Origin of the sequence: Streptomyces sp. NBC_00667 (genome assembly GCF_036226825.1) — a bacterium.
Taxonomy (GTDB): Bacteria; Actinomycetota; Actinomycetes; order Streptomycetales; family Streptomycetaceae; genus Streptomyces.
On the sequence record NZ_CP109022.1, the window covers coordinates 1,502,782 to 1,528,630 of the forward strand.

The following is a 25,849-nucleotide window of genomic DNA, read 5'->3' on the forward strand; positions in this document are numbered from 1 at the left end:
TCTTCTGAAACCGGGTTCGAGACCGGGGTTCCGATCAGTTTCCCGGGAAGGGCTCCGACACGCCGTCCGCGCGGGCCCTCCCGGCCTGCCCCGGCACCTCGACCGCACCCTCCGCGGCCGGCCCCGCCACCGCCCGGCCGCGCCCGTCGCGAGCCAGCACCCGCTGAGTGGCCATCAGCACCAGGAACGCGGCACCTCCCGCCACGCCCGCCACACCGAAACCGGCCGCCGTTCCACCCAGTTCCACGGCCGGACCCGCCGCCGCCGTCCCGATCGCCGCACCCACCCCGAAGAACGTCACCAGCCACGAGAACGCCTCCGTCACCGTCCCCGCCGGAGCGTGCCGGTCCACCACGATGAACGCACAGGCGATCGCCGGCGCCAGGAACACCCCCGCCAGCGCCGTCAGCGCCGTCATCGCCACCACCCCCGGCACCAGCATCAGCGGCAGGTAACACGCCGCCAGCAGCGCCACCAGCAGCCGCAGCCGCCGCTCCGGCGCCCCCGGCCACTGCCGGGCCCCGTAGAGCACCCCGCCCACCAGCGCACCCAGCCCCAGAGCAGCCATCAGCCAGCCGTACACCGCCTGACCGCCATGACCGTCGGCGTACGCCACACCCGCCACCGTGATCGAGCCGAGCGCCGTCCCCACGAAGAAGAACGCCCCCAGCAACGCCAGCAGCCCCCGCGAGCGCAAGGCCCCCAGCCAGTGCGCCTCACGCGGCGCCGAACGCCACTCCCGCGAAGGCCGCGACACCACCACCGACAGGGCGCCCAGCACCCCGATCGCGTTCAGCAGCAACAGGGCGGCCGCCGGATCCCACAGCGACACGAACAGCGTCACCAGCAGCGGACCGACCGTGAACATGACCTCCTGGGCCACCGCGTCCATCGCATAAGCCGCGTGGACCCGCTCCTCCTTGCCGCCCAGCACCGACGGCCACAGCGCCCGCAGACCGCCCTCCAGCGGCGGCGTGAACAGCCCCGCCACCACCACCGCCGCGTACGCCGCGACCACCGACCCCGTCCCCGCGAGCGCCAGCCACGCCATCCCCAGCGCCGACACCAGCGCCGCCGGCAACTGCACCCGCGGCTGCCCGTACAGATCCACCGCCCGCCCCAGCAACGGCTGCCCCACCGCGTTCGCCACCCCGTACACGGCCGCCAGCGCCCCCGCGAGGCTGTAACTGCCACCCTCCGCCCGGGTCAGCAACACGATCGCGATCGGCGCCGTCGCGTTCGGCAACCGCCCTATGAGCGTCCCCACCAACAGCCTCGCGGCATGCCGGGTCCTGAGCAGCTCCGCGTAACCCGCGGCCATGTCCGCCCCTTCCTGCCCGGACCAAGCCGGAGTAATACGTATAACGTGACCCGCCATACGTACCATGGCCACAACCCGCCAGTCCACACGACCGCCCCCCTCCCCCACACCCCCACCCCCGTGACCTCGCCAAACAGGAGCCCCGCGTGACGAGACCCACCAGCCGGGACGTCGCCAACGCCGCCGGGGTGTCCCAGGCCACCGTCTCCCTCGTCCTCGGCGACAAATGGCGCGGCCGCGTCTCCGAACGCACCGCCACCCACGTCCGCGAAACCGCCGCCCACCTCGGCTACCGCCCCAACCTCGCCGCCCGCAACCTCCGCCTCGGCAGCACCCGCACCGCCCTCCTCGTCGTCCCCGCCCTCACCAACGAATTCTTCGCCCGCGTCTACACCGGCGCCGCCCAAGTCGCCGCCGAACACGGCTTCGGCGTCGTCCTCTACCCCTCCCCCGACGGCACCGGCCCCGCCCGCAACCCGTTCGCGTCCGCCCGCGCGGCCCTCGACGGAGTCATCGCCTCCTCCATGGCCGCCGACGCCCTCGACGCCATCGGCGGCAACGGCCTCCCCCTCGTCATGCTCGACAGCGACCCCACCTCCGACACCGCCGCCGCCCACGTCAACCTCGCCATGGCCGACGGCATGCGCCAAACCGTCGAACACCTCCTCACCCACGGCCACCGCCGCTTCCTCCACCTCGCCTCCGCCGTCGACTCCTGGACCTTCCACACCCGCGCCCGCGCCCTCACCGACCTCCTCCCCGCCCCCGCCGAACTGCGCACCGTACGCGCCCCGCTCACCGTCACCGGCGCCCGCACCGCCCTCGAAACCGCCCTCACCACCCCCGGCCCCCGGCCCACCGCCGTCATCTGCGACGACGACATCCTCGCCGCCGGCGCCTGCAAAGCCGCCCGCCGCCTCGGCCTGCGCATCCCCCAGGACCTCTCCGTCACCGGCTTCGACGACCTCGCCCTCGCCACCGCCGTCGAACCCGAACTCACCACCGTCCGCCTGCCCGCCGAACACGTCGGCCGACAAGGCATGACCGCCCTCCTCACCGTCCTCGAAGGCCACCACTGGACCGCCCCCGACATCCCCGTCGAACTCGTCGTCCGCGACTCCTCCGGCCCCGCCCCCACCCCCTGAACACGACGAAGCCCCGACCCACCCTCACGGGCGGACCGGGGCTCCCCCGCACGCACTACTGCGCCTCGTCCTCCGGACCCTCGTCGTTCGACACCGCATCGGCCTGCGCCGCCGCCGGCACGTCCGCCTCCAGCAGCCGCGCCAGCTGCCGGCCCCGGATCCGCTTGAACTTCCGCTGCTGCGGCCGCGTCCGGTCCAGCACCGCAACCTCCAGCCGCTCCGCCGGAATCGACTTGTCCGCACCGTTCGCCTGACTGGACAGCGCCTGCACCGCCAGCTTCAACGCCTCGGACAGCGTCATCCCGTCCTGGTGCCGCTGGTCCAGGAACGTACTGATCTGCTCGGCGTTGCCGCCCACCGCGACAGAACCGTGCTCGTCCACGATCGACCCGTCATGCGGCAACCGGTAGATCTGGTCACCCGCGGCCGTCGCACCGACCTCCGCCACGACCAACTCCACCTCGTACGGCTTCTCACCCGCACTGGAGAAGATCGTGCCCAGCGTCTGCGCGTACACGTTCGCCAGCCCACGGGCCGTCACATCATCACGGTCATAGGTGTACCCGCGCAGATCCGCGTACCGCACACCACCGATCCGCAGGTTCTCGTACTCGTTGTACTTGCCGGCGGCCGCGAAGCCGATCCGGTCATAGATCTCGCTGAACTTGTGCAGCGCACGGGACGGGTTCTCCCCGACGAACACGATGCCGTCGGCATACTGCAGCACGACGAGGCTGCGACCACGGGCGATGCCCTTCCGGGCGTATTCCGCCCGGTCGGCCATGGCCTGCTGGGGTGACACATAGAACGGAGTCGACACCGGCTGTCCGTCCCTTTCTTCTGGGTCCTACGGGGCGACGGATGGTCAGAGCAGGGCGGCGCGCGGGCCGTCCGGCTGCTCGAGCCGACGGTTGGTGACCGTACGGGCGATTTCCTGCGACTCGTCGTCGGTCAGCCTGCGGAAACCCTCATCGGTGATGACGGTGACGATCGGATAGATGTGCCGGTAGAGGTCCGGCCCACCCGTCGCCGAGTCGTCGTCGGCGGCGTCGTACAACGCCTGCACGACCAAAGTGGTGGCCTGCTCCTCCGTCAGGTCGGGCCGGAACAGCTTCTTCATCGAACCCTTGGCGAAGATCGAACCGGAACCGGTGGCGGCGAAGCCGTGCTCCTCGGAGCGGCCGCCGGTCACGTCGTAGGAGAAGATCCGGCCCTTCTCCTTGGCCTCGTCGTACCCGGCGAACAGCGGCACGACGGCCAGCCCCTGCATCGCCATCCCCAGATTGCTCCGGATCATGGTCGAGAGCCGGTTCGCCTTGCCCTCCAGGGACAAGGTCGTCCCCTCCACCTTCTCGAAGTGCTCCAGCTCCAGCTGGAACAGCTTCACCATCTCCACGGCGAGACCCGCCGTACCGGCGATGCCGACGGCGGAGTACTCGTCGGCCGGGAACACCTTCTCGATGTCCCGCTGAGCGATCATGTTCCCCATGGTGGCGCGCCGGTCACCGGCGAGCACGACCCCGCCGGGGAAGGTGACGGCCACGATGGTCGTCCCGTGCGGCGCCTCGATGACGCCGTCGGGCAGCTTCCGGTTGCCCGGCAGCATCTCGGGCGAGTGCGCCCCGAGGAAGTCCATGAAGGACGAGGACCCCGGCGTCAGGAAGGCTGCCGGTAGACGCCCTGTGCTACGAGTGTTGGGTTCCACAGGTTTCCTTCCACGTAAGCGGCTGCACGCCGTATGACGTCCGGCCGATCCTTGAACTGCCCCAGTGCGGCGTTACAGCTGAAGCACAGTACGCCTCGGACCTTACCCGTCTGATGATCGTGATCAACGTGCTCCGGAGGAGCCTCTTGGCAGATCCCGCAGAGGCCCCCCTGCGCTGCGATCATCAGGTCGCGCTCCTCCTCGGTGACGCCGTAGGAACGCTTGAGGTGACCCGCCCGGCCTTCGATGGCCCGGCATGCTTTGCAGCGGGTCGACAGGTACTCGGCCGCGCACGGCCTGCAGTAACACTGCAGGCCGTCCCGCATGGCCCGGTGGGAAGCGAAGGCCTCAAGCGGCTTGAGCAAGCCACACCGCGGACATCGCTTTTCCGCCCCCGACACTTGCCCTCCCCCGAGGATCTAATCTTCGATTCGAAGGCTAAATCACTCGCCGCCCTTCTGGACGAAGGAGCGCACGAAGTCCTCGGCATTTTCCTCGAGCACATCATCGATTTCGTCAAGTACCGAGTCGACGTCGTCGGAGAGCTTTTCCTGGCGTTCCTTGAGGTCGGTCGATTCCTCGACCGCAGCCTCCTCGACCTCCTCGGTCGAGCGCGTCGCCTTCTGCTGTCCGCCGCCGGTGTCCTTGGTCGCCATGTCTACCTCACCCCGCTCGGTTCGCACGCTCACGTCGAGTGGTCCCGGACCGGGACCACTCCCAAGATCAGACCTTATGCCGGACCCTACAAGGAGGGTCCGACATTCGTCCCCGCACTTTCACAACGTCCGGGTGTTCCCATGATTCCCAGACCGGGGCCCTTTCAGGCCCCGTCCGGGCCGCCGATGGCGTCGGGCCCCGCTCAGCGGCCGGACAGCACCCGTACCAGGTCCTCCGCCGTGCGGCAGCGGTCCAGGAGCTCCTTCACGTGCGCCCGCGTCCCCCGCAGGGGCTCCAGCGTGGGCACGCGCTGGAGGGAGTCGTGGCCCGGGAGGTCGAAGATCACCGAGTCCCACGAGGCCGCCGCCACGTCGTCCGCGTACTGCTCCAGGCACCGGCCCCGGAAGTAGGCCCGGGTGTCCTCCGGGGGCTTGCCCTCGGCGCGCTCGACGGCCGGTTCCTCCAGCAGCCGCTTCATCTTGCCGCGGGCCGCCAGGCGGTTGTACAGGCCCTTCTCCGGGCGTACGTCCGCGTACTGGAGGTCCACCAGGTGCAGCCGGGCCGCGTCCCAGTCGAGTCCGTCGCGCCTGCGGTAGCCCTCCAGCAGTTCCCGCTTCGCGATCCAGTCCAGCTCGCCGGACAGGCTCATGGGGTCGGTCTCCAGCCGGCCCAGGACGTCCTCCCACCGAGTGAGGACATCCTTGGTCTGCTCGTCGGCGTCCGTGCCGAACCGCTCGTCGACGTACTTGCGCGCCAGCTCGAAGTACTCCATCTGGAGCTGCACCGCGGTGAGTGTCCGGCCGCTGCGCAGCGTGATCAGGTGGTGGAGGTCGGGGTCGTGGGAGACCTGGTGGAGGGTGCGCACGGGCTGGTCGACGGCGAGGTCGACGTTGATGAACTGGTCTTCGATCATGGAGAGGACCAGTGCGGTCGTGCCGAGTTTGAGGTAGGTGGAGATTTCCGAGAGGTTGGCGTCTCCGATGATCACGTGGAGCCGGCGGTACTTCTCGGCGTCGGAGTGCGGTTCGTCGCGCGTGTTGATGATCGGGCGCTTGAGGGTGGTCTCCAGGCCGACCTCGACCTCGAAGTAGTCGGCGCGCTGGCTGATCTGGAAGCCGTGGTCGCGGCCGTCCTGGCCGATGCCGACGCGTCCGGCGCCGGTGACGACCTGGCGGGAGACGAAGAAGGGGGTGAGGTGGCGCACGATGTCGGTGAAGGGCGTTTCCCGCTTCATCAGGTAGTTCTCGTGCGTGCCGTAGGAGGCGCCCTTGTTGTCGGTGTTGTTCTTGTAGAGGTGGATGGGCTGGGCGCCGGGGAGCTGGGCGGCGCGTTCGGCGGCTTCGGCCATGATCCGTTCGCCGGCTTTGTCCCAGAGGACGGCGTCGAGGGGGTTGGTGACCTCGGGGGAGCTGTATTCGGGGTGGGCGTGGTCGACGTAGAGCCGGGCGCCGTTGGTGAGGATGACGTTGGCGAGGCCGATGTCCTCGTCGGTGAGCTGGCTGTTGTCGGCGGCCTCGCGGGCGAGGTCGAAGCCGCGGGCGTCCCGCAGCGGGTTCTCCTCCTCGAAGTCCCAGCGGGCACGGCGTGCCCGGTGCATCGCCGCCGCGTAGGCGTTGACGATCTGGGACGAGGTGAGCATGGCATTGGCGTTCGGGTGGCCCGGGACGGAGATCCCGTACTCCGTCTCGATCCCCATTACTCGCCGTACGGTCATGCGGCCCTCCTTGCCCGGCGGCGCTCCCGGCCGGGAGCGGCGCTCAAGTACCGCTGGTGCTCCGATGCGTCGTGTGCGGCGTCCGTCCCCGCACTGCTTGACCTGCGGTACGGAAGAGCCTAGAACCACTCCGCGCTGGTGGGGAGATCATTTCGGTCATTGAATTTGTCCTGCCACCGGCTGGAAAAGCAGTCGGTAAAGCAGTCGGCTGCGGGTGCCCCGGTGGGGGACCCGCAGCCGCCCCGCTTTGTCAGAGGTACTGACCGGTGTTGGCCACCGTGTCGATGGAGCGTCCGGTGTCCGCGCCTTGCTTTCCGGTGACGAGGGTGCGGATGAATACGATCCGCTCGCCCTTCTTTCCGGAGATGCGGGCCCAGTCGTCCGGGTTGGTGGTGTTGGGCAGGTCTTCGTTCTCCTTGAACTCGTCCACGCAGGCCTGGAGGAGGTGGGCGACCCTCAGGCCCTTCTGGTTGTGTTCGAGGAAGGCCTTGATCGCCATTTTCTTGGCGCGGTCCACGATGTTCTGGATCATGGCTCCGGAGTTGAAGTCCTTGAAGTAGAGGACTTCCTTGTCGCCGTTGGCGTACGTGACCTCGAGGAAGCGGTTTTCCTCGGTTTCCGCGTACATCTGCTCGACGACGGTCTGGATCATGCTGTGGACGGTGCCGGCCGTGGAGCCCTGGTGTTCGGACAGGTCGTCCGCGTGCAGGGGCAAGGAGGCCTTGAGGTACTTGGCGAAGATGTCCTTGGCGGCTTCTGCGTCGGGGCGCTCGATCTTGATCTTCACGTCGAGGCGGCCGGGGCGCAGGATGGCCGGGTCGATCATGTCCTCGCGGTTGGAGGCGCCGATGACGATGACGTTCTCCAGGCCTTCCACGCCGTCGATCTCGGCGAGGAGCTGGGGGACGATGGTGTTCTCCACGTCCGAGCTGACGCCGGATCCGCGGGTGCGGAAGAGGGATTCCATCTCGTCGAAGAAGACGATGACGGGGGTGCCTTCGCTCGCCTTCTCGCGTGCACGCTGGAAGACGAGGCGGATGTGCCGCTCGGTCTCGCCGACGTACTTGTTGAGGAGTTCGGGGCCCTTGATGTTCAGGAAGTAGGACTTCCCGGCGGGCTGGCCGGTGACCTCGGCGACCTTCTTGGCAAGGGAGTTGGCGACGGCTTTGGCGATGAGCGTCTTGCCGCAGCCGGGGGGGCCGTAGAGCAGGATGCCCTTCGGCGGGCGCAGTTCGTGTTCCTTGAAGAGGTCCGGGTAGAGGTAGGGGAGCTCGACGGCGTCGCGGATCAGTTCGATCTGGTCGCCCAGGCCGCCGATCTTGTCGTAGTCGATGTCCGGGACCTCTTCGAGGACGAGGTCTTCGACCTCGCTCTTGGGGACCACTTCGTAGACGTAGCCGGAGCGGGGTTCGAGGAGCAGGGCGTCGCCGGGGCGGATGGTGATGTCCAGGAGCGGCTCGGCGAGCCTCACCACCCTTTCCTCGTCGGTGTGCCCGATGACCAGGGCGCGCTCGCCGTCCTCAAGGATTTCCTTGAGGGTGACGATGTCCCCGGCGCGCTCGAATTCCATGGCTTCGACCACGTTGAGCGCTTCGTTGAGCATGACCTCCTGGCCGCGCCGGAGGTCTTCCGGGTCGACGCTGGGGCTCACGTTCACGCGGAGCTTGCGGCCGCCGGTGAAGATGTCGACGGTGCCATCCTCGTTGGCTTGCAGGAAGACACCGAAGCCGGCCGGCGGCTGGGCGAGGCGGTCGACTTCTTCCTTGAGGGCCACGATCTGGTCGCGGGCCTCACGGAGGGTGTTCGCCAGTCGTTCGTTCTGTGCGGACACGCCGGCCAGATTCGTCTGGAGCTCGATGATCCGCTCTTCGAGAATCCTCGTGTGACGCGGTGAGTCGGCGAGCTTGCGTCGCAGGACGGCGATTTCCTGCTCGAGATAGGCAACCTGGCCAGCGGGGTCCTCGGACCCTCGCCCGGGCCGGATGCCGCGGTTGATGTCGTCGTCGTGGGCTGCCACGGTCCTCACCTCCTCCAAGGGGAGCTGGACGCTTCCTGACCCTACCTGGGCTGGTGGTGATTGAAACCCCTAGATCACAAAGACGGTAGGGGTGTGTCCGATCTTCACCCTTGCGTACTCCCTCTCGCCAGTGAAATACCCACCCAGCAGCACGGGAAAGCAGCCGGTTGTAAGGTCGAAGTGTTCAACACCCGTCAGGGCCCGCGCGACTTGTCGCGAGTTGTGACCGGGGTGGATCACTCAGTGCAGGGAACGGCAGGAGATATGACCGTGCAGCAGGAGGCAACCTCCGACCGGACGGCCGGCGCCGACGAGGCCGAGGCGTCGCTGGAGGTGTGGATCGACCAGGACCTGTGCACCGGCGACGGCATCTGCGTGCAGTACGCCCCGGAGGTGTTCGAGCTGGACATCGATGGTCTGGCGTATGTGAAGAGCGCGCAGGACGAGCTTCTGCAGGACCCGGGGGCGACCACTCCGGTTCCGCTGACGCTGCTCCAGGACGTGGTCGATTCGGCGAAGGAATGCCCGGGTGACTGTATTCACGTCCGCCGTGTGTCGGACAGGGTCGAGGTGTACGGCCCTGACGCGGAGTGACGGCTAAACGCTTCCGGGGCGTGAATCGGTAAGCTCCTGGCGGAATTTTCCGCCCGTCCAGCGCCACTTGGCGAGCTGTCTGGTGTCGGGGCTGTAGCGCGGGACCGCCGGTGAGGAGTAGCCGACGAGACTGGCCGTCACCGTGCGGTCACTGATGGTCAGGTCGGTGGCCGTCTGGCGGCGTCCGGCCTCCAGGAGGGTGGCCACCACGCGCGGCGCGGCCCCGGGGGCCCTGTCCTGGGTGAGGACGTAGATGGCGTGCGGCGGGGTGCCGGAGCCGGCGTCGCAGCGGACGGCCGCCACGGTTTCGGGGCGGCCGTCGCCGTCGAGGTCGCCCTGGGCGGTGGCCGTGACGGCTTGGGCGGTGCCCCTGCAGTCCAGCGGGTAGGTGACGGCGTGTGCGTCGGGGGCGGCTGCCGGGGGGCCGGCGGCGGCCGCCGCGGCGGTGGCGGTGACCGGGGTGCCGGTCGCGGGGTCCGGCTGGAGGAGACCCGCTGCGGCGACGACGGCGGCCATGGCGGTGGCCGTGGCGACCCAGTGGAGGGCCTTGGCGCCACCGTGGGCCAGGGTGTCCAGTGCGAGGGCCGGCTCGGTGGGGCTGTGCAGCACGCGGGGTCTCTCCTGTGCGAAGGGTGACGCGGTGCCAGCATCGTGCCACACCTCACACCGGGGTGGAACGGGCGGGTCCGGCCACCTTCCGGGAAGAGCCGTCCTGCCGTCCCCCGTCAACGAAAGGGCGCTGTGGCGCAGTTCCCGATCGGGTCGGGGAACTGCGCCGCAGCGCCTTCGTGTTGGGGGCCGCGCCCGGGGCGGGCGCGGGCCGGTGGGTCAGTCGCGGTCCCCGCCGCGGCTCTGGCTGCCGGGTCCCTCGTAGTCCTCGCCGTAGGCGCCCTTGGAGGGGCGGCGGCGGCGCATCGGGGGTTCGACGCCGTCCGCGAGGCGGCGGGCGGTGACGAGGAAGCCGGTGTGGCCGATCATCCGGTGGTCCGGGCGGACGGCGAGGCCTTCGACGTGCCAGTTGCGGATCATCGACTCCCACGGCTGCGGCTCGGCGTAGCAGCCGAACTCGCGGATGGATTCGACGGTGCGCGAGAGCTGGGTGGTGGTGGCCACGTAGCAGCAGAGGATGCCGCCGGGGACGAGGGCCTTGGAGACGGCCTCCAGGCACTCCCAGGGGGCGAGCATGTCGAGGATCACGCGGTCGACGTCGGTGTCGGACAGGTTGTCCTGGAGGTCGCCGACGGTCAGCTGCCACGCGGGGTGGGGGCCGCCGAAGTAGCGCTCGACGTTGGCGGTGGCGATCTCGGCGAAGTCCGCGCGGCGCTCGTAGCTGTGGAGCATGCCCTGGTCGCCGATGGCGCGCAGCAGGAAGCTGCTGAGGGAGCCGGAGCCCACGCCGGCTTCCACGACGCGTGCGCCGGGGAAGATGTCGGCGAAGGCCAGGATCTGGCCGGCGTCCTTGGGGTAGACCACGGCGGCACCGCGGGGCATGGACAGGACATAGTCGGGGAGCAGGGGGCGCAGCGCGAGGTACGCGACGTTCCCCGTGGTACGGACAACACTGCCTTCGGGAGCACCGATCAGCTCGTCGTGGGGGAAGGAACCCTTGTGGGTGTGGAAATTCTTCCCGGCTTCGAGCGTGAAGGTGTAGTGGCGGCCCTTGGGGTCGGTGAGCTGAACCTGGTCCCCGACCTCGAAGGGCCCGCGTCGGCGGGCGGCACCGGTCGGTTCGGACATGTGACCAGTGTATTGGGTTCAGGACTGGGGCCGCGCCATGGCCTTCACGAAGGCCTTTTCGACGTCCGTGGTGGACAGGACGCCGTAGATCCGGCCGCCGGGTTCGATGACGAGGTATTCGGTGGCGGGGGTGGCGCGGAGGTGGTCGAGGAGTTCTTCTCCGGCGAGCTCCGCGGAAACCTTCATGCCGTCGGTGAGGTCCTGGGAGAGGGTGCTGACGGCGATCCAGGGGCGGCGGTGTTCGGGGACGGAGGCGATGGCCGTTTCGCGGACGATGGCGGTGGGGTCTCCGTGGCCGTCGACGACGACGAGGGCGCGGGCTCCGGCTTCGTTGGCGCGGCGGAGCGCTTCGGAGAGGGGGGTGGCGTTCTCGACGGGGATGGCGCGGCGGGTGAGGGCGCGGGCCTGGAGTTCGGGCAGGTGCTGGCGCAGGCGGGCCATGCGCAGGCTGTTGCCGGCGCCGGTCCAGATGATGGCGGCGAGGATCGCGGCGAGGAGGGCGTCCATGACGGTGTCCATGCCGCCGATCTCCTGGCTGCGGTTGCCGAGGAGTCCGGTCTGGGTGACCAGGGGGAGGCCGATGAGGACGGTGACGGCGAGGCCGCGGCCGACCCAGGCGGCGGCGACGGTGCCGGCCATGGGTTTTCCGGTGATGCCCCAGATGAGGGCGCGGAGCATGCGGCCGCCGTCGAGGGGGAGGCCGGGGAGGAGGTTGAAGGCGGCGACGAGGAGGTTGGAGATCATGAGGCCGGCGAGGAGGACGCCGGGGACGGTGGGGGCGTCGACGGCTTCCATGCCGAGGTAGAAGGCGCCGGCGAGGAGGAGGGAGAGGAGCGGGCCGACGGAGGCGAGGACGAATTCGCGGGTGGGGGTTTCGGCTTCCTTCTCGATTTCCGAGACTCCGCCGAAGAACTGGAGGCGGATGCGGCGCACGGGGAGGCGGAAGCGCAGGGCGGCGACGGTGTGTGCGAGTTCGTGGACGAGTACGGAGGCGTAGAAGGCGACGGCGAAGAAGAGGGAGACGAGGTAGCGGGCCGGTCCGAGTCCGGGCAGGATGCGGTCGAGCTGGTTGCCGAAGACCCAGGTGATGAGGGCGGCGACGAGGAACCAGCTGGGCGAGACGTAGACGGGTACGCCGAAGGGGCGGCCCATGAGGAGTCCGCCGCCCGGGTCGGAGCGCTTGGGTGCGCGCTCTCCGGTTTCGTCGGTGTCTGGCACGGCTGTCCTTCGTTCGGTGCTGTCCGGTGGGGCGGTTCCGCCGGTGGTGTGTGGGGCGTTGTGCGGGTGTGTGGTGGGGCGGTAGCGCGGTGTGATGCTCTGATCATGCAGTGCGAGGGGGCCCGGAGTCGATGGTATGCGCGTGCTGTCGGTGGCGGGTCGTAGGGTTTTACGCATGACGACGAGCCCCGGTCCTGTTCCTGGTGTGGCTGCTGCCGATGCCGTTGCCGCGCCCGAGGGGGCGGGTGGCGCGGTGCGGCCCGCTTCGCTGTCGCCTTCGCGGGCGAGTGATTTCATGCGGTGTCCGCTGCTGTACCGGTTCCGGGTGATCGACAAGCTGCCGGAGAAGCCGAGTGCGGCGGCGACGCGGGGGACGTTGGTGCACGCGGTGCTGGAGCGGCTGTTCGACCATCCTGCGCAGGAGCGGACGGCGCCGCGGGCGAAAGCGTTGATCCCCGGGCAGTGGGACCGGTTGCTGGAGGCGAAGCCGGAGCTGTCCGAGCTGTTCCCGGGGGGTGATGAGGGGGAGGATCTGGCGCGCTGGCTGACGGAGGCCGAGGCGCTGGTGGAGCGGTGGTTCACCCTGGAGGACCCGACGCGGCTGGAGCCGGTGGAGCGGGAGTTCTTCGTGGAGACGGAGCTGGAGTCGGGGTTGCGGCTGCGCGGGATCATCGACCGGGTGGATGTCGCGCCGACGGGCGAGGTCCGGATCGTGGACTACAAGACGGGCAAGGCGCCGCGGCCGCAGTACGCGGAGGACGCGCTGTTCCAGATGAAGTTCTACGCGCTGGTGGTGTGGCGGTTGAAGGGGGTGGTGCCGCGGCGGCTGCAGCTGGTGTACCTGGGCAGTGGGGACGTGCTGACGTACGACCCGGTGGTGGCGGACCTGGAGCGGGTGGAGCGCAAGCTGCTGGCGTTGTGGGACGCGATCGTGGAGGCGACGGAGACGGGCGAGTGGCGGCCCCGGCCGACGAAGCTGTGCGGGTGGTGTGATCACCGGGCGGTGTGTCCGGAGTTCGGCGGGACTCCCCCGGCCTATCCGCTCGTGATCATCCCGAGGGCGGAGGCGGACGGGGCGGGCTCGGGGGGATCCTGATGACCGGGCCGGCGCAGTATGGGTGCCGGCCGTCGAAGCCGATGTTCGAAGATGAGGTACCCCTGTGGCGATCCGCGTCCTGCTGGTGGATGACCAGCCGCTCCTGCGCACCGGATTCCGGATGATCTTGGAGGCGGAGCCGGACCTGGCGGTGGTCGGTGAGGCCGGGGACGGTCTCCAGGCGCTGGACCAGGTGCGTGCGCTGCAGCCCGATGTGGTGCTGATGGACATCCGCATGCCTCGGATGGACGGGGTGGAGGCGACGCGGCAGATCACGGGGCCGGGTCGGGACGGGCCGGCGAAGGTCTTGGTGCTGACCACGTTCGATCTGGACGAGTACGTGGTGGAAGCGCTGCGGGCGGGGGCGAGCGGGTTCCTGCTCAAGGACGCTCCCGCGAACGAGCTGGTGCAGGCGATCCGGGTGGTGGCGGGCGGCGAGGCGATGCTGGCCCCGAGCATCACGCGGCGGCTGCTGGACAAGTACGCGGAGCACCTGCCGTCGGGCGCCGAGAGCGTCCCGGACACCTTGGGCACGCTGACCGAGCGCGAGGTGGAGGTGTTGAAGCTGGTGGCGCGGGGTCTGTCGAACGCGGAGATCGCGGCGGACCTGTTCGTGAGCGAGACCACCGTGAAGACGCATGTGGGGCACGTGCTGACGAAGCTGGGTCTGCGCGACCGCGTGCAGGCCGCCGTGTACGCGTACGAGAGCGGTCTGGTCCGCCCGGGCGCGCAGTAGTTCTCCCGGCGCGGTGGTCCGGGCGCTCGATGGTCGTGCCGACGGGCCGGCAGCCGCGTGGTGCGGCTGCCGGCCCGTCGGTGTGTGTCAGCCCTTGCTGATCTCCCAGAAGCGGAAGACGGTCGAGGCGTCGAGCGACCACTGCAGGCCGGTCACGTTCTGGCGGGTGACGGCGTACTGCTTGCCCTGCCAGAGCGGGAGGATCGGGATCTCGTCGGCGACGATGTCCTGGAGCCGGGTGAAGTCGGTGGTGGCGGCGGTGCGGTCGGACTTCGCGGAGGTCGAGGGGATGATGGTCCCGCTGATCTCCTTGTTGTCGTAGTTGTTGTGCAGGACGTTGTCCGGGCCGAAGAACGGCTGGGTGAAGTTGTCGGCGTCCGGGTAGTCGGGCACCCAGCCCTTGACGTAGACGCCGTACTTGCCGGCTTCGATGTCCTTCTCGTACTGCTCGAACGCGACGGACTTCACGTCGACGTCGAAGAGGCCGCTGTCGTTGAGCTGCTTGGCGATGAGCTGGAGTTCCTGGTCGGTGGCCGGCCCGTAGCGGATGGGCGTCGAGTACAGGGTGATCTTCACCTTGTCCTTGACGTTGGCCGCGCGCAGGACGTTCTTGGCCTTCTCCAGCTGGGGGGTGCCGCCGTAGCGCTCGAAGAAGGCGGTGTTGTGGGAGGCGATGCCGGCGGGGACGATCGAGTACAGGGAGGTGGCGGTGCCGTCGTAGACCTCCTTGATGATCGCTTCGCGGTCGACGAGGTAGGCGATGGCCTTGCGGATGGGGAGCTTTCCGGCGACCGGGTCGTTCATGTTGAAGACGAGGTGCTGGACTTCCGCGCCGGTGCCCTGGACGACCTCGACCTTCTGGTCGCCGGCCTTGTTGGCGAGGCCGGCGATGTCCTTGGCGGCGAGGCCGCGGAAGGCGAAGTCGACGTCGCCGCTTTCGAGGACCTTCTTGAGCGCGGCCTGGTCGTCGTTGAAGAACTTCATGGTCACGCCGGTGTTCTTCGGCTTGGCCTTGCCGCTGTAGGAGTCGTTGACCGAGAAGTTGGCGTTCTTGTCGCTGATGGAGTCGAGCTTGTAGACGCCGGAGCCGATGGCCTTGCCGTCGGTGCGGAGCTTGTCGGCCGGGTACTGGGTGTGGTCGACGATGGCGCCGGCACCGGCCGCGATCTTGCTGGGGAAGGTCGCGTCGGAGGTCTTGAGGCGGAAGACGACGGTCTTCTCGTCGGGGGTGTCGATGCCGGCGATGGAGGCGAGCATGACGGCCGGGCCGTTGGCGTCATTGATCTTCAGGGTGCGCTCGAAGGAGTACTTGACGTCCTTGGAGGTGAGGCTGTCGCCGTTGCTGAACTTGAGCCCGGCGCGCAGGACGCACTTGTAGACCTTGCTGTCGGCGCCTTCGAAGCCGCAGCTCTGGGCGGCGTCGGGTTCGGGGGTGTTGCCGCCCTTGGGGAAGGTCAGCAGGGACTGGAAGACGTTGTTGAAGAGCAGCCAGGAGCCCGGGTCGTAGCCCGACGCGGGGTCGGTGGACTTCACCTTGTCGGATATCCCCATGACAACGCCCTTGCCGCTGCCCGCGGCCGAGCCATCCTGCGAACCGCAACCGCTGAGCAGCGCGGCGGCGGTTGCGGCGCCGAGCGGGGCTGCCAACCACTGGTTACGTCTCATCACGCGAACGTCCTTCACAGTCGTACTGTTTCGTTGCCCCGGCCTGCGACACCCGCTGCCGGTTGGTGCCTTGCTCAGCCGCTGACGCCCCGGCCGAGTTCCCACAGCTGGAGGTCGGAGATGGCGTTGACCGACCATTCCACCCCGGTGATCTCGTCGCGTGCGGCGACGTACTGCTTGCCCTGCCACAGGGGCAGGACGGGGACGTCGTCGGCGACGATGTCCTGCATCTCCTTGATCGCGGGTGCGGCGACCGTGCGGTCGGCCGCGCGCCGGGATTCGGGGATGAGCCGGGTGCGTACGGCGGCGTTGGCGTACGGCGTGCCCAGGAAGTTGTCCTGCTCCAGGAACGGGGCGAGGAAGTTGTCGGCGTCCGGGTAGTCGGGGAACCAGCCGAGCCCGTAGGCGGCGTAGTCGCCCTTCTTCTGGGCGGGGCGGTAGTCGGCCCAGTCGTTGCCCTGGACGGTGATGTCGAAGAGCTGGGTGGAGTTCAGCTGGGTCTTGAGTTCCTCGAACTCGGCGGCGGTGCCGTCACCGTAGTGGTCGGTGGTGTAGTTGAGGGTGAGCTTGACGGGGGTCTTGATCCCGGCGTTCTTGAGCAGGTCGGCGGCCTTGGCGGTGTTGGCCTCGCCGTACTTGTTGAAGAAGGAGTTCACGTGCCCGGTGACGCTGGTGGGGACCAGTGAGTACAGGGGCTGTGCGGCCTTGCCGTAGACCTTGGAGATCAGGGCGTCGCGGTCGACGGCCGCGGCGAGGGCCTGGCGGACGGCCTTGTCCTTGACGACGGGGGCGTCGGTGTTGAAGCCGAGGTAGCGGATCTCGAGGCCGGGCAGCGGGACCAGCTTGACGGCCTTGGGGGGCTTCGCGGACAGCTCGGCGATCTGGGCGGGCGACAGGGTGCGGGAGACGACGTGGATGGAGCCGTCGCGCAGGGCCTTGCCCATGCCCTCGGAGTCGGCGAAGGAGCGCAGTTCGACCTTGTCGTTCTGGAGCTTGATGTCGCCCTTGTAGTGCGGGTTCTTGGTGAAGACGGCGCGCACGAGCTGGTTGCCCTTGGTTTCGGCCTTCATCGTGTAGGGGCCGGAGCCGTCGACGGCGAAGCCGGCGCGGAGCTTCTTCGCGTCGTAGTCCTTGGCGCTGACGATGCCGGCGGCCGGGGTGGACAGCTTGTAGGGGAACGTCGCGTCGGCGGTCTTGAGGTGGAAGACGACGGTGTCGGCGCTCTTGGCCTCGACGGTGTCGATGGTGGAGAGCAGCGAGGAGGGGCCGTTCTCCGCCTTGATCGCGAGGACGCGGTCGATGGAGAACTTGACGTCCTTGGCCGTCAGCGGGTCACCGTTCGCGAAGGTGAGTCCGGGGCGCAGGGTGCAGCGGTAGCTCTCGTTGCCGGTGTCGGTGAAGCGGCAGTCGGAGGCTGCTTCGGGGACGGGCTGGCCGCCGCCGCGGGGGGTGTGCATCAGCGTCTGGACGGTCTGGCGCAGGACGTTCCAGGCGCCGGCGTCGTAGGCGTAGGCGGGGTCGAAGGGGGCGGGGGCGTAGTCGGCGGCTTCGAACCGGTCGGTGGTGCCGACGACGATGGCCCCGGTTCCCGCTCCTCCTCCGCTCGCGCTGCCGCAGGCGGACAGCGCGGGGGTGAGCAGGCCTATCGCGGCCGTCAGCACCATGGTCTTGCGGTTCATGCTGGAAGTACTCCCTCACCCGGCACTTGCTCAAAGCGGCGTTGAGGGCACTTCGCGACGGTCGCCCGTTCAGGGCGGAACGATCGGGCCGGTGTGTGACGATCGGTCCACGCGGTACCGGCACAGGGGTGTGTCTCCGGTACTGCTGAGGTGCGGCGCAGTGCCCGGCGTCGACATTAGTGGCCTGGGACGGGATGGCTGGAACTGGCAGGAGTTGGGGCGTAACCGGACGGTTATGGGCGCGGACTGACCGTTCATCCCAGAGTGGGCGCAGAGGGGGTCAGGAGCTGATCAATCCGGACACAAGGGAACGGTTCAGGGCGCGCCGAAGGGCCCGCGGCGGTTCCGCCGGGTGACCAAGCTCACCCCGCGGCAACTGCCTGCGTGGGGATGGAATTTCGGCCTCCGCTGCGCCGGGCGGAAGATCCTCTCGCCGCTCCCCCGGTAGCACCCGGTTCTGTTCGGTACGCAGCGTGCGCGCTCAGTTCATCGGAGTGATGAGCGAGCGCAGGAACGCCAGGTCCACTTCTTCCAGGGAGCGCACGATGGTGCGGCCGGGGGCGGCGGGGATCAGGCCCACCGAGGGCACGGCGACGACCCGGCAGCCGGCGGCCTCGGCGGCGGCGACCCCGGTGGCGGTGTCCTCGATCACGGCGCAGCGCGAGGGGTGGGCGCCGAGGGCCTGGGCGGCGAGGAGGTAGGGGTCGGGGTGCGGCTTGGTCCGGGGCACCTCGTCCCCGGCGACCGTCATGGTGAAGCGGTCGCGGCCGAGGGTGAGCAGGACCTGGTCGATGACGCGGCGGTGGGAGGCGGAGACGAGCGCGGTGGGTACGTTGTGCCGGGCGAGCTCGGCCAGCAGCCGCTCGGCGCCGGGCATCAGGGGGACCTGGTCGGCGATGCGCGCCTCGAAGCGTTCGTTGAGGAGCACGCTGAGCTCGGCGAGGCCGATGGCGGCTCCGGTGGACTCGATCAGGAAGGCGGCGCTGCGGCTCATGGGGCCGCCGACGACGATGTCGCGCCAGGTCTCCTCCAGCCGGTGGCCCAGCTCGCGGAAGATCTCCTCCTCGATCTCCCACCAGAACCCCTCGGTGTCGACGAGGGTGCCGTCCATGTCCAGCAGTACCGCCTGCAGGGCCGAACCGTCGGTCGTACGGGTGACGGCGGCTGGAACGGTGCTGGTCATGCGCACACCTCTCACAAGGGACGAGAAGGCCGGTCACCTCGCTCCCCGGGGGCATGCCCGGGAGAACAGGTGACCGGCCTGTATGGGACCGACCAGTGTACGCCGGTCTGCGTCAGCGTGCGTTGAAATACTTCGCTTCGGGGTGGTGGATGACGATGGCGTCCGTGGACTGCTCCGGGTGGAGCTGGAACTCCTCCGAGAGGTGGACCCCGATGCGCTCCGGCTGGAGCATGTCGGCGATCTTGGCCCGGTCCTCCAGGTCGGGGCAGGCGCCGTAGCCCAGCGAGAAGCGGGCGCCGCGGTACTTGAGGTCGAACATGTCCTCGACCTGGGCGGGGTCCTCGCCGCCGAACCCGAGTTCGGCCCGGACGCGGGCGTGCCAGTACTCGGCGAGGGCCTCGGCGAGCTGGACGGACAGGCCGTGCAGTTCCAGGTATTCGCGGTAGGAGTCGGACTCGAACAGTTTGGCGGTGGCCTCGCCGATCTTCGAGCCCACGGTGACCACCTGGAGGCCCACGACGTCCGTCTCCCCCGACTCCTCCGGGCGGAAGAAGTCGGCCAGGCACAGGCGCCGCCCGCGGCGCTGGCGCGGGAAGGTGAAGCGGGTCCGCTCGTTGCCCTGCTCGTCCAGGATGATCAGGTCGTCGCCCTTGGACACGCAGGGGAAGTAGCCGTAGACGACGGCCGCTTCGAGCAGGTTCTCGGTGTGCAGCTTCTCCAGGAGGCCGCGCAGCCGCGGCCGGCCCTCGGACTCGACGAGCTCCTCGTACGTCGCTCCGCCGGCGCGGGCCTGCTTGAGGCCCCACTGGCCCTTGAACAGCGCGCCCTCGTCCAGCCAGGAGGCGTAGTCCTTGAGCGGGATGCCCTTGACGACGCGGGTGCCCCAGAACGGCGGGGTGGGGACCGGGTTGTCGACGGCCACGTCCGAGCGGCCGCCCGGCTCCTCGGGCTCCTCCACCTGGATCGACGGGGTGTCCCGCTTGGGGACGCGGCGCTGCTTGAGCGGGGGCAGTTCGGCGCCCGGGACGCCGCGCTTGACGGCGATGAGGGCGTCCATGAGGCGCAGGCCCTCGAAGGCGTCGCGGGCGTAGCGGACTTCGCCCTCGTAGATCTCGTGGAGGTCCTGTTCCACGTAGGCGCGGGTCAGGGCCGCGCCGCCGAGGATGACCGGGTAGTCGGCCGCCAGCTTGCGCTGGTTGAGCTCCTCCAGGTTCTCCTTCATGATCACGGTGGACTTGACGAGCAGGCCGGACATGCCGATCACGTCGGCCTTGTGTTCCTGCGCGGCTTCCAGGATCGCGGAGACGGGCTGCTTGATGCCGATGTTGACGACGTTGTAGCCGTTGTTGGTCAAGATGATGTCGACGAGGTTCTTGCCGATGTCGTGGACGTCGCCGCGGACGGTGGCGAGCACGATGGTGCCCTTGCCGTCGTCGTCGGTCTTCTCCATGTGCGGTTCGAGGTAGGCGACGGCCGTCTTCATCACCTCGGCCGACTGCAGGACGAACGGCAGCTGCATCTGGCCGGAGCCGAACAGCTCGCCGACGACCTTCATGCCCTCCAGCAGGGTGTCGTTGACGATGTCCAGGGCGGGACGGGTCTGCAGGGCCTCGGCGAGGTCGTCCTCCAGGCCGTTCTTCTCCCCGTCGATGATGCGGCGCTGGAGCCGCTCGTCCAGGGGCAGCGCGAGGAGCTCCTCGGCGCGGCCGTCCTTCATCGACTTGGTGTTGACGCCCTCGAACAGCGCCATCAGCTTCTGCAGCGGGTCGTAGTCCTCGGCGCGCCGGTCGTAGATGAGGTCCAGGGCCGTGCGGACCTGCTCGTCGTCGAAGCGGGCGATCGGCAGGATCTTCGAGGCGTGGACGATCGCCGAATCCAGGCCCGCCTTGACGCACTCGTCGAGGAAGACGGAGTTCAGCAGGACGCGGGCGGCCGGGTTCAGGCCGAAGGAGATGTTGGACAGCCCCAGCGTGGTCTGCACGTCGGGGTGGCGCCGCTTGAGTTCGCGGATCGCCTCGATGGTGGCGATGCCGTCCTTGCGGGACTCCTCCTGACCCGTACAGATGGTGAAGGTGAGGGTGTCGATGAGGATGTCCGACTCGTGGATGCCCCAGTTGCCGGTCAGGTCCTCGATCAGCCGCTCGGCGATCGCCACCTTGTGCTCGACGGTGCGGGCCTGGCCCTCCTCGTCGATGGTCAGCGCGATCAGCGCCGCGCCGTGCTCGCGCGCCAGGGCGGTCACCTTCGCGAAACGGGACTCGGGGCCGTCGCCGTCCTCGTAGTTCACCGAGTTGATGACCGCGCGGCCGCCCAGCTTCTCCAGACCCGCCTGGATCACGGGAACCTCGGTGGAGTCCAGCACGATCGGCAGCGTCGAAGCCGTCGCGAAGCGGCCGGCCAGCTCCTGCATGTCGGCGACGCCGTCGCGGCCCACGTAGTCGACGCACAGGTCGAGCATGTGCGCGCCCTCGCGGATCTGGTCGCGGGCCATCTCCACGCAGTCGTCCCAGCGGGCCTCCAGCATCGCCTCGCGGAACTTCTTCGACCCGTTGGCGTTGGTCCGCTCGCCGATCGCCATGTACGAGGTGTCCTGGCGGAACGGCACGGTCTGGTACAGCGACGACGCGCCCGGCTCGGGCTGGGGCCGCCGCTCGGCCGGGGCCAGACCGCGGACCCGCTCCACGACCTGGCGCAGGTGCTCGGGGGTGGTGCCGCAGCAGCCGCCGACCAGGGACAGGCCGTACTCGCGGACGAAGGTCTCCTGCGCGTCGGCGAGCTCGGGGGCCGACAGGGGGTAGTGCGCGCCGTTCTTGCCCAGCACCGGCAGGCCTGCGTTGGGCATGCAGGACAGCGGGATCCGGGCGTTGCGGGCCAGGTAGCGCAGGTGCTCGCTCATCTCGGCGGGGCCCGTCGCGCAGTTCAGGCCGATCATGTCGATGCCGAGCGGCTCCAGCGCCGTCAGCGCCGCACCGATCTCCGAACCGAGCAGCATCGTGCCGGTCGTCTCTACGGTGACGGAGCAGATCAACGGCACGGACACGCCGAGCGCCTCCATCGCGCGCCGCGCGCCGATGACGGAGGACTTGGTCTGCAGGAGGTCCTGCGTGGTCTCCACCAGCAGGGCGTCCGCGCCTCCGGTGAGCAGGCCCTCGGCGTTGACCTGGTAGGCGTCGCGGATCGTCGCGTAGTCGATGTGGCCCAGCGTGGGCAGCTTGGTGCCCGGCCCCATGGAGCCCAGCACCCAGCGCTGCTGCCCGGTCGCGGCCGTGTACTCGTCGGCCACCTCGCGGGCGATGCGGGCGCCGGATTCCGACAGCTCGAAGTTGCGGCCGGGGATGTCGTACTCGGCCAGCGCCGCGAAGTTCGCGCCGAACGTGTTGGTCTCCACGCAGTCCACGCCGACGGAGAAGTACGCCTCGTGGACGGAGCGCACGATGTCGGGGCGCGTCACGTTCAGGACCTCGTTGCAGCCTTCCAGCTGCTGGAAGTCCTCCATCGACGGGTCCTGCGCCTGGAGCATGGTCCCCATGGCTCCGTCGGCGACGACCACGCGGGTCGCGAGCGCCTCTCGGAGGGCATCGGCCCGTGTCTGGGTGTCTGCGGGCGGGTTCGGCAACGAGGCCATGGTCAAGCTCCCTGGGATGCGACGGCTGTCGGCTTTGCGCCCTCGCTGTGTCAAGGGCGCACGCGGTCAGGGTAACCGTGCGCACCGGGACCCGGTGGGTGTGTCCCACGTGGCGGACTGCATTCTTTGGCCCGACTCCAGTGCGGCTCCAGTGGGCTGTCCGGCATGCGGGTGTCATCAAGCGTTCCCCGGGCATGCACAAGGTCGACATCGGCCGATAGTGTTCAGCATTGTCGAACTACGTCAGCAGGAGGCTGCACGATGGCACGGAACATCCAGTCGCTCGAACGAGCCGCTGCGATGCTGCGGCTCCTGGCGGGCGGCGAACGCCGGCTGGGCCTGTCGGACGTGGCCGGTGCGCTGGGGCTGGCCAAGGGGACCGCGCACGGCATCCTGCGCACGCTCCAGGCCGAGGGTTTCGTCGAGCAGGATCCGGCCTCGGGCCGCTACCAGCTCGGCGCGGAGCTGCTGCGCCTGGGCAACAGCTACCTGGACGTGCACGAGCTGCGGGCCCGGGCGCTGGTGTGGACGGACGACCTGGCACGGGCGAGCGGCGAGAGCGTGTACGTGGGGGTGCTCCACAAGAGCGGGGTGCTGATCATGCACCACGTGTTCCGCCCGGACGACAGCCGCCAGGTGCTGGAAGTGGGCGCGATGCAGCCGCTGCACTCCACGGCCCTGGGCAAGGTGCTGTCCGCGTACGACCCGGTGGCGCACACGGAGGCGGTCGAGGTGGAGCGCGAGGCGTTCACGCCGCGCACGGTCACGGACGCGGCCGGTTTCGAGGAGGTCCTGGACCTGACCCGGGCGCGCGGGTGGGCCTGCGACGTCGAGGAGACCTGGGAGGGCGTCGCCTCGGTGGCCGCCCCCATCCACGACCGGCGCAAGATGCCGGTCGGTGCCGTGGCGGTGGCGGGCGCCGTGGAGCGGGTCTGCGGGGAGTCCGGGGAACCCCGGGCGAGCCTGGTGGCCTCGGTACGGGACTGCGCCCGCTCGGTTTCGCGCGACCTCGGCGCGGGCCGCTTCTGACCTTGCTTTGAGTGCCCCCAGGACCGCTTCGGCCGTCATCTGGGGGCTTCTGTCGTTTTCCAGCCCCCAATTGGCCGGATTTGGTCGATCGCACCGACCGGTAACGATCCTGATCCGTGACCTGCCGGACCCTTGACGCAATCTTCACCCGGGCGGAAAACTGCCGTTCATCGGTCGGCATTGTCGAACACCTACCGGCAATACGCGTTAGGGTATGGCGAGGCCAAGGACCGGTGCAGCACTCACCGAGTGCGGTGGACCACCGGAGGGACCCGGTGTCCACCCACCCCTGGACGTAAGACAAAGGAGTCGCGGGTGTCCAGCTCCGACATCTTCATCGGCGAGACCATCGGTACCGCCCTGCTCACCCTGCTCGGCGGTGGCGTCTGCGCCGCCGTCACGCTCAAGAGCTCCAAGGCCCGCAACGCGGGATGGCTCGCGATCACCTTCGGCTGGGGTTTCGCCGTCCTGATCGCCGCGTACGTGTCCGCACCCCTGTCCGGCGCGCACCTCAACCCCGCGGTGACCGTCGGCATAGCCGTCAAGACCGGCGAGTGGGGCGACGTGCCGGTCTACCTCGCGGGCCAGCTGCTCGGCGCCATGATCGGCGCGGTCCTGATGTGGGCCACGTACTACGGGCAGTTCCGGGCGCACCTGGCGGACCCGGAGCACATCCGTGACGCCAAGCTCGGCCCGGAGGACCCGCACCCGCACGACGTGGCCGGCCCGGTGCTCGGGATCTTCTCCACCGGCCCCGAGATCCGCAACGTCGTCCAGAACCTGGCCACCGAGATCATCGGCACCGCCGTCCTGGTCCTGGCGATCTTGACCCAGGGCCTCCAGGACGACGGCAAGGGCCTCGGCGTCATCGGCGTCCTGATCACCTCCTTCGTGGTCGTCGGCATCGGCCTCTCCCTCGGCGGCCCGACCGGCTACGCCATCAACCCGGTGCGCGACCTCGGCCCCCGCATCGTCCACGCCCTGCTGCCGCTGCCCCACAAGGGCGGCTCGGACTGGGGATACTCCTGGATCCCGGTCGTCGGCCCGCTCGTCGGTGCCGCCCTCGCCGGTGGTCTGTACAACATCGCGTTCGTCTGATCAGCATCGGCACGTATCGCAAGATCCGCACCGCCCCCTGATTCCGCCCACCAGAGCCGCCAGGAGCAGCCACCATGACCAGTAGCACCGGCCCCTTCATCGCCGCGATCGACCAGGGCACCACCTCCTCCCGCTGCATCGTCTTCGACCGCGACGGCCGCATCGTCGCCGTCGACCAGAAGGAGCACGAGCAGATCTTCCCGAAGCCGGGCTGGGTCGAGCACGACGCCGCCGAGATCTGGACCAACGTCCAGGAGGTCGTCGCCGGGGCCATCGCCAAGGCCGAGATCACCGCGGCCGACGTCAAGGCCGTCGGCATCACCAACCAGCGCGAGACCACGCTCCTGTGGGACAAGAACACCGGCGAGCCGGTGCACAACGCGCTGGTCTGGCAGGACACCCGCACGGACGTCCTGTGCAAGGAGCTCGGCCGCAACGTCGGCCAGGACCGCTTCCGCCGCGAGACGGGCCTGCCGCTCGCCTCGTACTTCGCCGGTCCCAAGGTCCGCTGGCTGCTCGACAACGTCGAGGGCCTGCGCGAGCGCGCCGAGGCCGGCGACATCCTCTTCGGCACCATGGACTCCTGGGTCATCTGGAACCTGACCGGCGGCGCCCAGGGCGGCGTGCACGTCACCGACGTCACGAACGCCTCGCGCACCATGCTGATGAACCTCCACACGCTGGAGTGGGACGAGCGCATCGCCGAGTCCATGGAGGTCCCCCTCAACGTCCTCCCCGAGATCCGCTCCTCCGCCGAGGTCTACGGCCACGTCAAGGAAGGCGTGCTCGCCGGTGTCCCGGTCGCCTCGGCGCTCGGTGACCAGCAGGCCGCCCTCTTCGGCCAGACCTGCTTCTCCGAGGGCGAGGCGAAGTCCACGTACGGCACCGGCACGTTCATGCTGATGAACACCGGCGACAAGATCATCAACTCCTACAGCGGCCTGCTCACCACGGTCGGCTACCAGATCGGCGAGGAGAAGCCGGTCTACGCCCTCGAAGGCTCCATCGCCGTCACCGGCTCGCTCGTCCAGTGGATGCGCGACCAGATGGGCCTGATCAAGTCGGCCGCCGAGATCGAGACGCTGGCCTCCTCCGTCGAGGACAACGGCGGCGCCTACTTCGTGCCCGCCTTCTCCGGCCTGTTCGCCCCGTACTGGCGCTCCGACGCCCGCGGTGTGATCGCCGGCCTGACCCGGTACGTCACCAAGGCTCACATCGCCCGTGCCGTGCTGGAGGCCACCGCCTGGCAGACCCGCGAGATCACCGACGCCATGACCAAGGACTCGGGCGTCGAGCTCGCCGCCCTCAAGGTCGACGGCGGCATGACCTCCAACAACCTGCTGATGCAGACGCTCTCGGACTTCCTGGACGCCCCCGTGGTGCGCCCGATGGTCGCCGAGACCACCTGCCTCGGCGCCGCCTACGCCGCCGGCCTGGCCGTCGGCTTCTGGCCCGACACCGACGCCCTGCGCGCCAACTGGCGCCGCGCGGCGGAGTGGACCCCGCGGATGCCCGCCGAACAGCGGGACCGCGAGTACAAGAACTGGCTCAAGGCCGTCGAGCGGTCCATGGGCTGGATCGACGACGAAGACGCCAGCTGACCCCCCTCAGCTGAGTCAATCGACGAGGA

At 69.3% G+C, this 25,849-nt stretch carries 21 protein-coding genes; 7 read left to right on the forward strand and 14 right to left on the reverse strand.

What is annotated here, in order from left to right; all coding sequences use genetic code 11:
- Positions 1 to 34: 34 nt before the first annotated feature.
- Positions 35 to 1,321, reverse strand: a complete 1,287-nt coding sequence (locus OHA81_RS07255; RefSeq protein WP_329193879.1) for an MFS transporter — start codon at positions 1,319 to 1,321, stop codon at positions 35 to 37.
- A gap of 146 nt (positions 1,322 to 1,467) precedes the next feature.
- On the opposite strand from OHA81_RS07255, the gene OHA81_RS07260 reads away from it, so the two are divergent.
- On the forward strand, positions 1,468 to 2,466 hold the full coding sequence (locus OHA81_RS07260; RefSeq protein ID WP_329193880.1) for a LacI family DNA-binding transcriptional regulator: 999 nt from the start codon (positions 1,468 to 1,470) through the stop codon (positions 2,464 to 2,466).
- Between the two features lie 55 nt (positions 2,467 to 2,521).
- Here the strand turns inward: OHA81_RS07260 and prcA are convergent, their stop codons facing one another.
- The 6 genes from prcA to arc all read right to left on the reverse strand — a co-directional run bounded on the left by prcA (position 2,522) and on the right by arc (position 8,559).
- Positions 2,522 to 3,286, reverse strand: coding sequence for a proteasome subunit alpha (gene prcA / locus OHA81_RS07265; RefSeq protein WP_329193881.1), 765 nt, complete (start codon positions 3,284 to 3,286; stop codon positions 2,522 to 2,524).
- A gap of 45 nt (positions 3,287 to 3,331) precedes the next feature.
- A complete protein-coding gene (gene prcB / locus OHA81_RS07270) occupies positions 3,332 to 4,171 on the reverse strand; it encodes a proteasome subunit beta (RefSeq protein ID WP_329193883.1) in 840 nt (279 codons plus the stop codon).
- Positions 4,123 to 4,497, reverse strand: coding sequence for an endonuclease VII domain-containing protein (locus OHA81_RS07275; protein WP_329202057.1), 375 nt, complete (start codon positions 4,495 to 4,497; stop codon positions 4,123 to 4,125). The genes prcB and OHA81_RS07275 overlap by 49 nt, the downstream gene beginning before the upstream one ends.
- Positions 4,498 to 4,614: 117 nt before the next feature.
- Positions 4,615 to 4,827 (reverse strand): ubiquitin-like protein Pup, encoded by a 213-nt coding sequence (locus tag OHA81_RS07280; RefSeq protein WP_030233608.1) that lies wholly within the window; start codon positions 4,825 to 4,827, stop codon positions 4,615 to 4,617.
- A gap of 203 nt (positions 4,828 to 5,030) precedes the next feature.
- Positions 5,031 to 6,542 carry a depupylase/deamidase Dop gene (gene dop / locus OHA81_RS07285; protein ID WP_329193885.1) on the reverse strand — a complete coding sequence of 504 codons (1,512 nt, stop codon included), beginning with the start codon at positions 6,540 to 6,542 and terminating at the stop codon, positions 5,031 to 5,033.
- Positions 6,543 to 6,792: 250 nt separating this feature from the next.
- A complete protein-coding gene (gene arc, locus OHA81_RS07290; RefSeq protein ID WP_329193887.1) occupies positions 6,793 to 8,559 on the reverse strand; it encodes a proteasome ATPase in 1,767 nt (588 codons plus the stop codon).
- Positions 8,560 to 8,823: 264 nt separating this feature from the next.
- Between arc and OHA81_RS07295 the strand changes: the two genes are divergently transcribed.
- Positions 8,824 to 9,153 (forward strand): ferredoxin, encoded by a 330-nt coding sequence (locus OHA81_RS07295; RefSeq protein WP_329193889.1) that lies wholly within the window; start codon positions 8,824 to 8,826, stop codon positions 9,151 to 9,153.
- Positions 9,154 to 9,156: 3 nt separating this feature from the next.
- Here the strand turns inward: OHA81_RS07295 and OHA81_RS07300 are convergent, their stop codons facing one another.
- The 3 genes from OHA81_RS07300 to OHA81_RS07310 form a co-directional block, all read right to left on the reverse strand.
- Positions 9,157 to 9,762 carry a hypothetical protein gene (locus tag OHA81_RS07300; protein ID WP_329193891.1) on the reverse strand — a complete coding sequence of 202 codons (606 nt, stop codon included), beginning with the start codon at positions 9,760 to 9,762 and terminating at the stop codon, positions 9,157 to 9,159.
- A 219-nt stretch (positions 9,763 to 9,981) separates the two neighbouring features.
- A complete protein-coding gene (locus tag OHA81_RS07305; RefSeq protein WP_136211133.1) occupies positions 9,982 to 10,890 on the reverse strand; it encodes a tRNA (adenine-N1)-methyltransferase in 909 nt (302 codons plus the stop codon).
- A gap of 18 nt (positions 10,891 to 10,908) precedes the next feature.
- Positions 10,909 to 12,405: a site-2 protease family protein gene (locus tag OHA81_RS07310; protein ID WP_443056462.1), complete on the reverse strand. Its 1,497-nt coding sequence runs from the start codon at positions 12,403 to 12,405 to the stop codon at positions 10,909 to 10,911.
- On the opposite strand from OHA81_RS07310, the gene OHA81_RS07315 reads away from it, so the two are divergent.
- Both OHA81_RS07315 and OHA81_RS07320 read left to right on the forward strand, forming a co-directional pair.
- Complete coding sequence (locus tag OHA81_RS07315) at positions 12,404 to 13,204, forward strand: RecB family exonuclease (RefSeq protein ID WP_329202058.1); 801 nt, start codon at positions 12,404 to 12,406, stop codon at positions 13,202 to 13,204. The genes OHA81_RS07310 and OHA81_RS07315 overlap by 2 nt on opposite strands.
- 64 nt (positions 13,205 to 13,268) lie before the next feature.
- Positions 13,269 to 13,940 (forward strand): response regulator transcription factor, encoded by a 672-nt coding sequence (locus OHA81_RS07320; RefSeq protein ID WP_329193894.1) that lies wholly within the window; start codon positions 13,269 to 13,271, stop codon positions 13,938 to 13,940.
- A gap of 87 nt (positions 13,941 to 14,027) precedes the next feature.
- Here OHA81_RS07320 and OHA81_RS07325 read toward each other — a convergent pair whose 3' ends face one another.
- The 4 genes from OHA81_RS07325 to metH form a co-directional block, all read right to left on the reverse strand.
- Positions 14,028 to 15,608, reverse strand: coding sequence for an ABC transporter substrate-binding protein (locus tag OHA81_RS07325; protein WP_329193895.1), 1,581 nt, complete (start codon positions 15,606 to 15,608; stop codon positions 14,028 to 14,030).
- A 71-nt stretch (positions 15,609 to 15,679) separates the two neighbouring features.
- A complete protein-coding gene (locus OHA81_RS07330) occupies positions 15,680 to 17,284 on the reverse strand; it encodes an ABC transporter substrate-binding protein (RefSeq protein ID WP_329193897.1) in 1,605 nt (534 codons plus the stop codon).
- A 481-nt stretch (positions 17,285 to 17,765) separates the two neighbouring features.
- On the reverse strand, positions 17,766 to 18,467 hold the full coding sequence (locus OHA81_RS07335) for an HAD family hydrolase (RefSeq protein WP_329193898.1): 702 nt from the start codon (positions 18,465 to 18,467) through the stop codon (positions 17,766 to 17,768).
- 112 nt (positions 18,468 to 18,579) lie between these two features.
- A complete protein-coding gene (metH, locus tag OHA81_RS07340; RefSeq protein WP_329193899.1) occupies positions 18,580 to 22,092 on the reverse strand; it encodes a methionine synthase in 3,513 nt (1,170 codons plus the stop codon).
- A gap of 261 nt (positions 22,093 to 22,353) precedes the next feature.
- Here metH and OHA81_RS07345 point away from each other — a divergent pair, with 261 nt between their 5' ends.
- The 3 genes from OHA81_RS07345 to glpK all read left to right on the forward strand — a co-directional run bounded on the left by OHA81_RS07345 (position 22,354) and on the right by glpK (position 25,820).
- Positions 22,354 to 23,121: an IclR family transcriptional regulator gene (locus tag OHA81_RS07345; protein ID WP_329193901.1), complete on the forward strand. Its 768-nt coding sequence runs from the start codon at positions 22,354 to 22,356 to the stop codon at positions 23,119 to 23,121.
- A gap of 315 nt (positions 23,122 to 23,436) precedes the next feature.
- Entirely contained in the window at positions 23,437 to 24,219 is a 783-nt protein-coding gene (locus tag OHA81_RS07350) for an MIP/aquaporin family protein (protein ID WP_329193902.1), read from the forward strand.
- 74 nt (positions 24,220 to 24,293) lie between these two features.
- The gene (gene glpK, locus OHA81_RS07355) at positions 24,294 to 25,820 is read left to right on the forward strand and encodes a glycerol kinase GlpK (RefSeq protein ID WP_329193904.1); all 1,527 of its coding nucleotides are present in this window, start codon (positions 24,294 to 24,296) and stop codon (positions 25,818 to 25,820) included.
- Positions 25,821 to 25,849 lie beyond the last annotated feature (29 nt).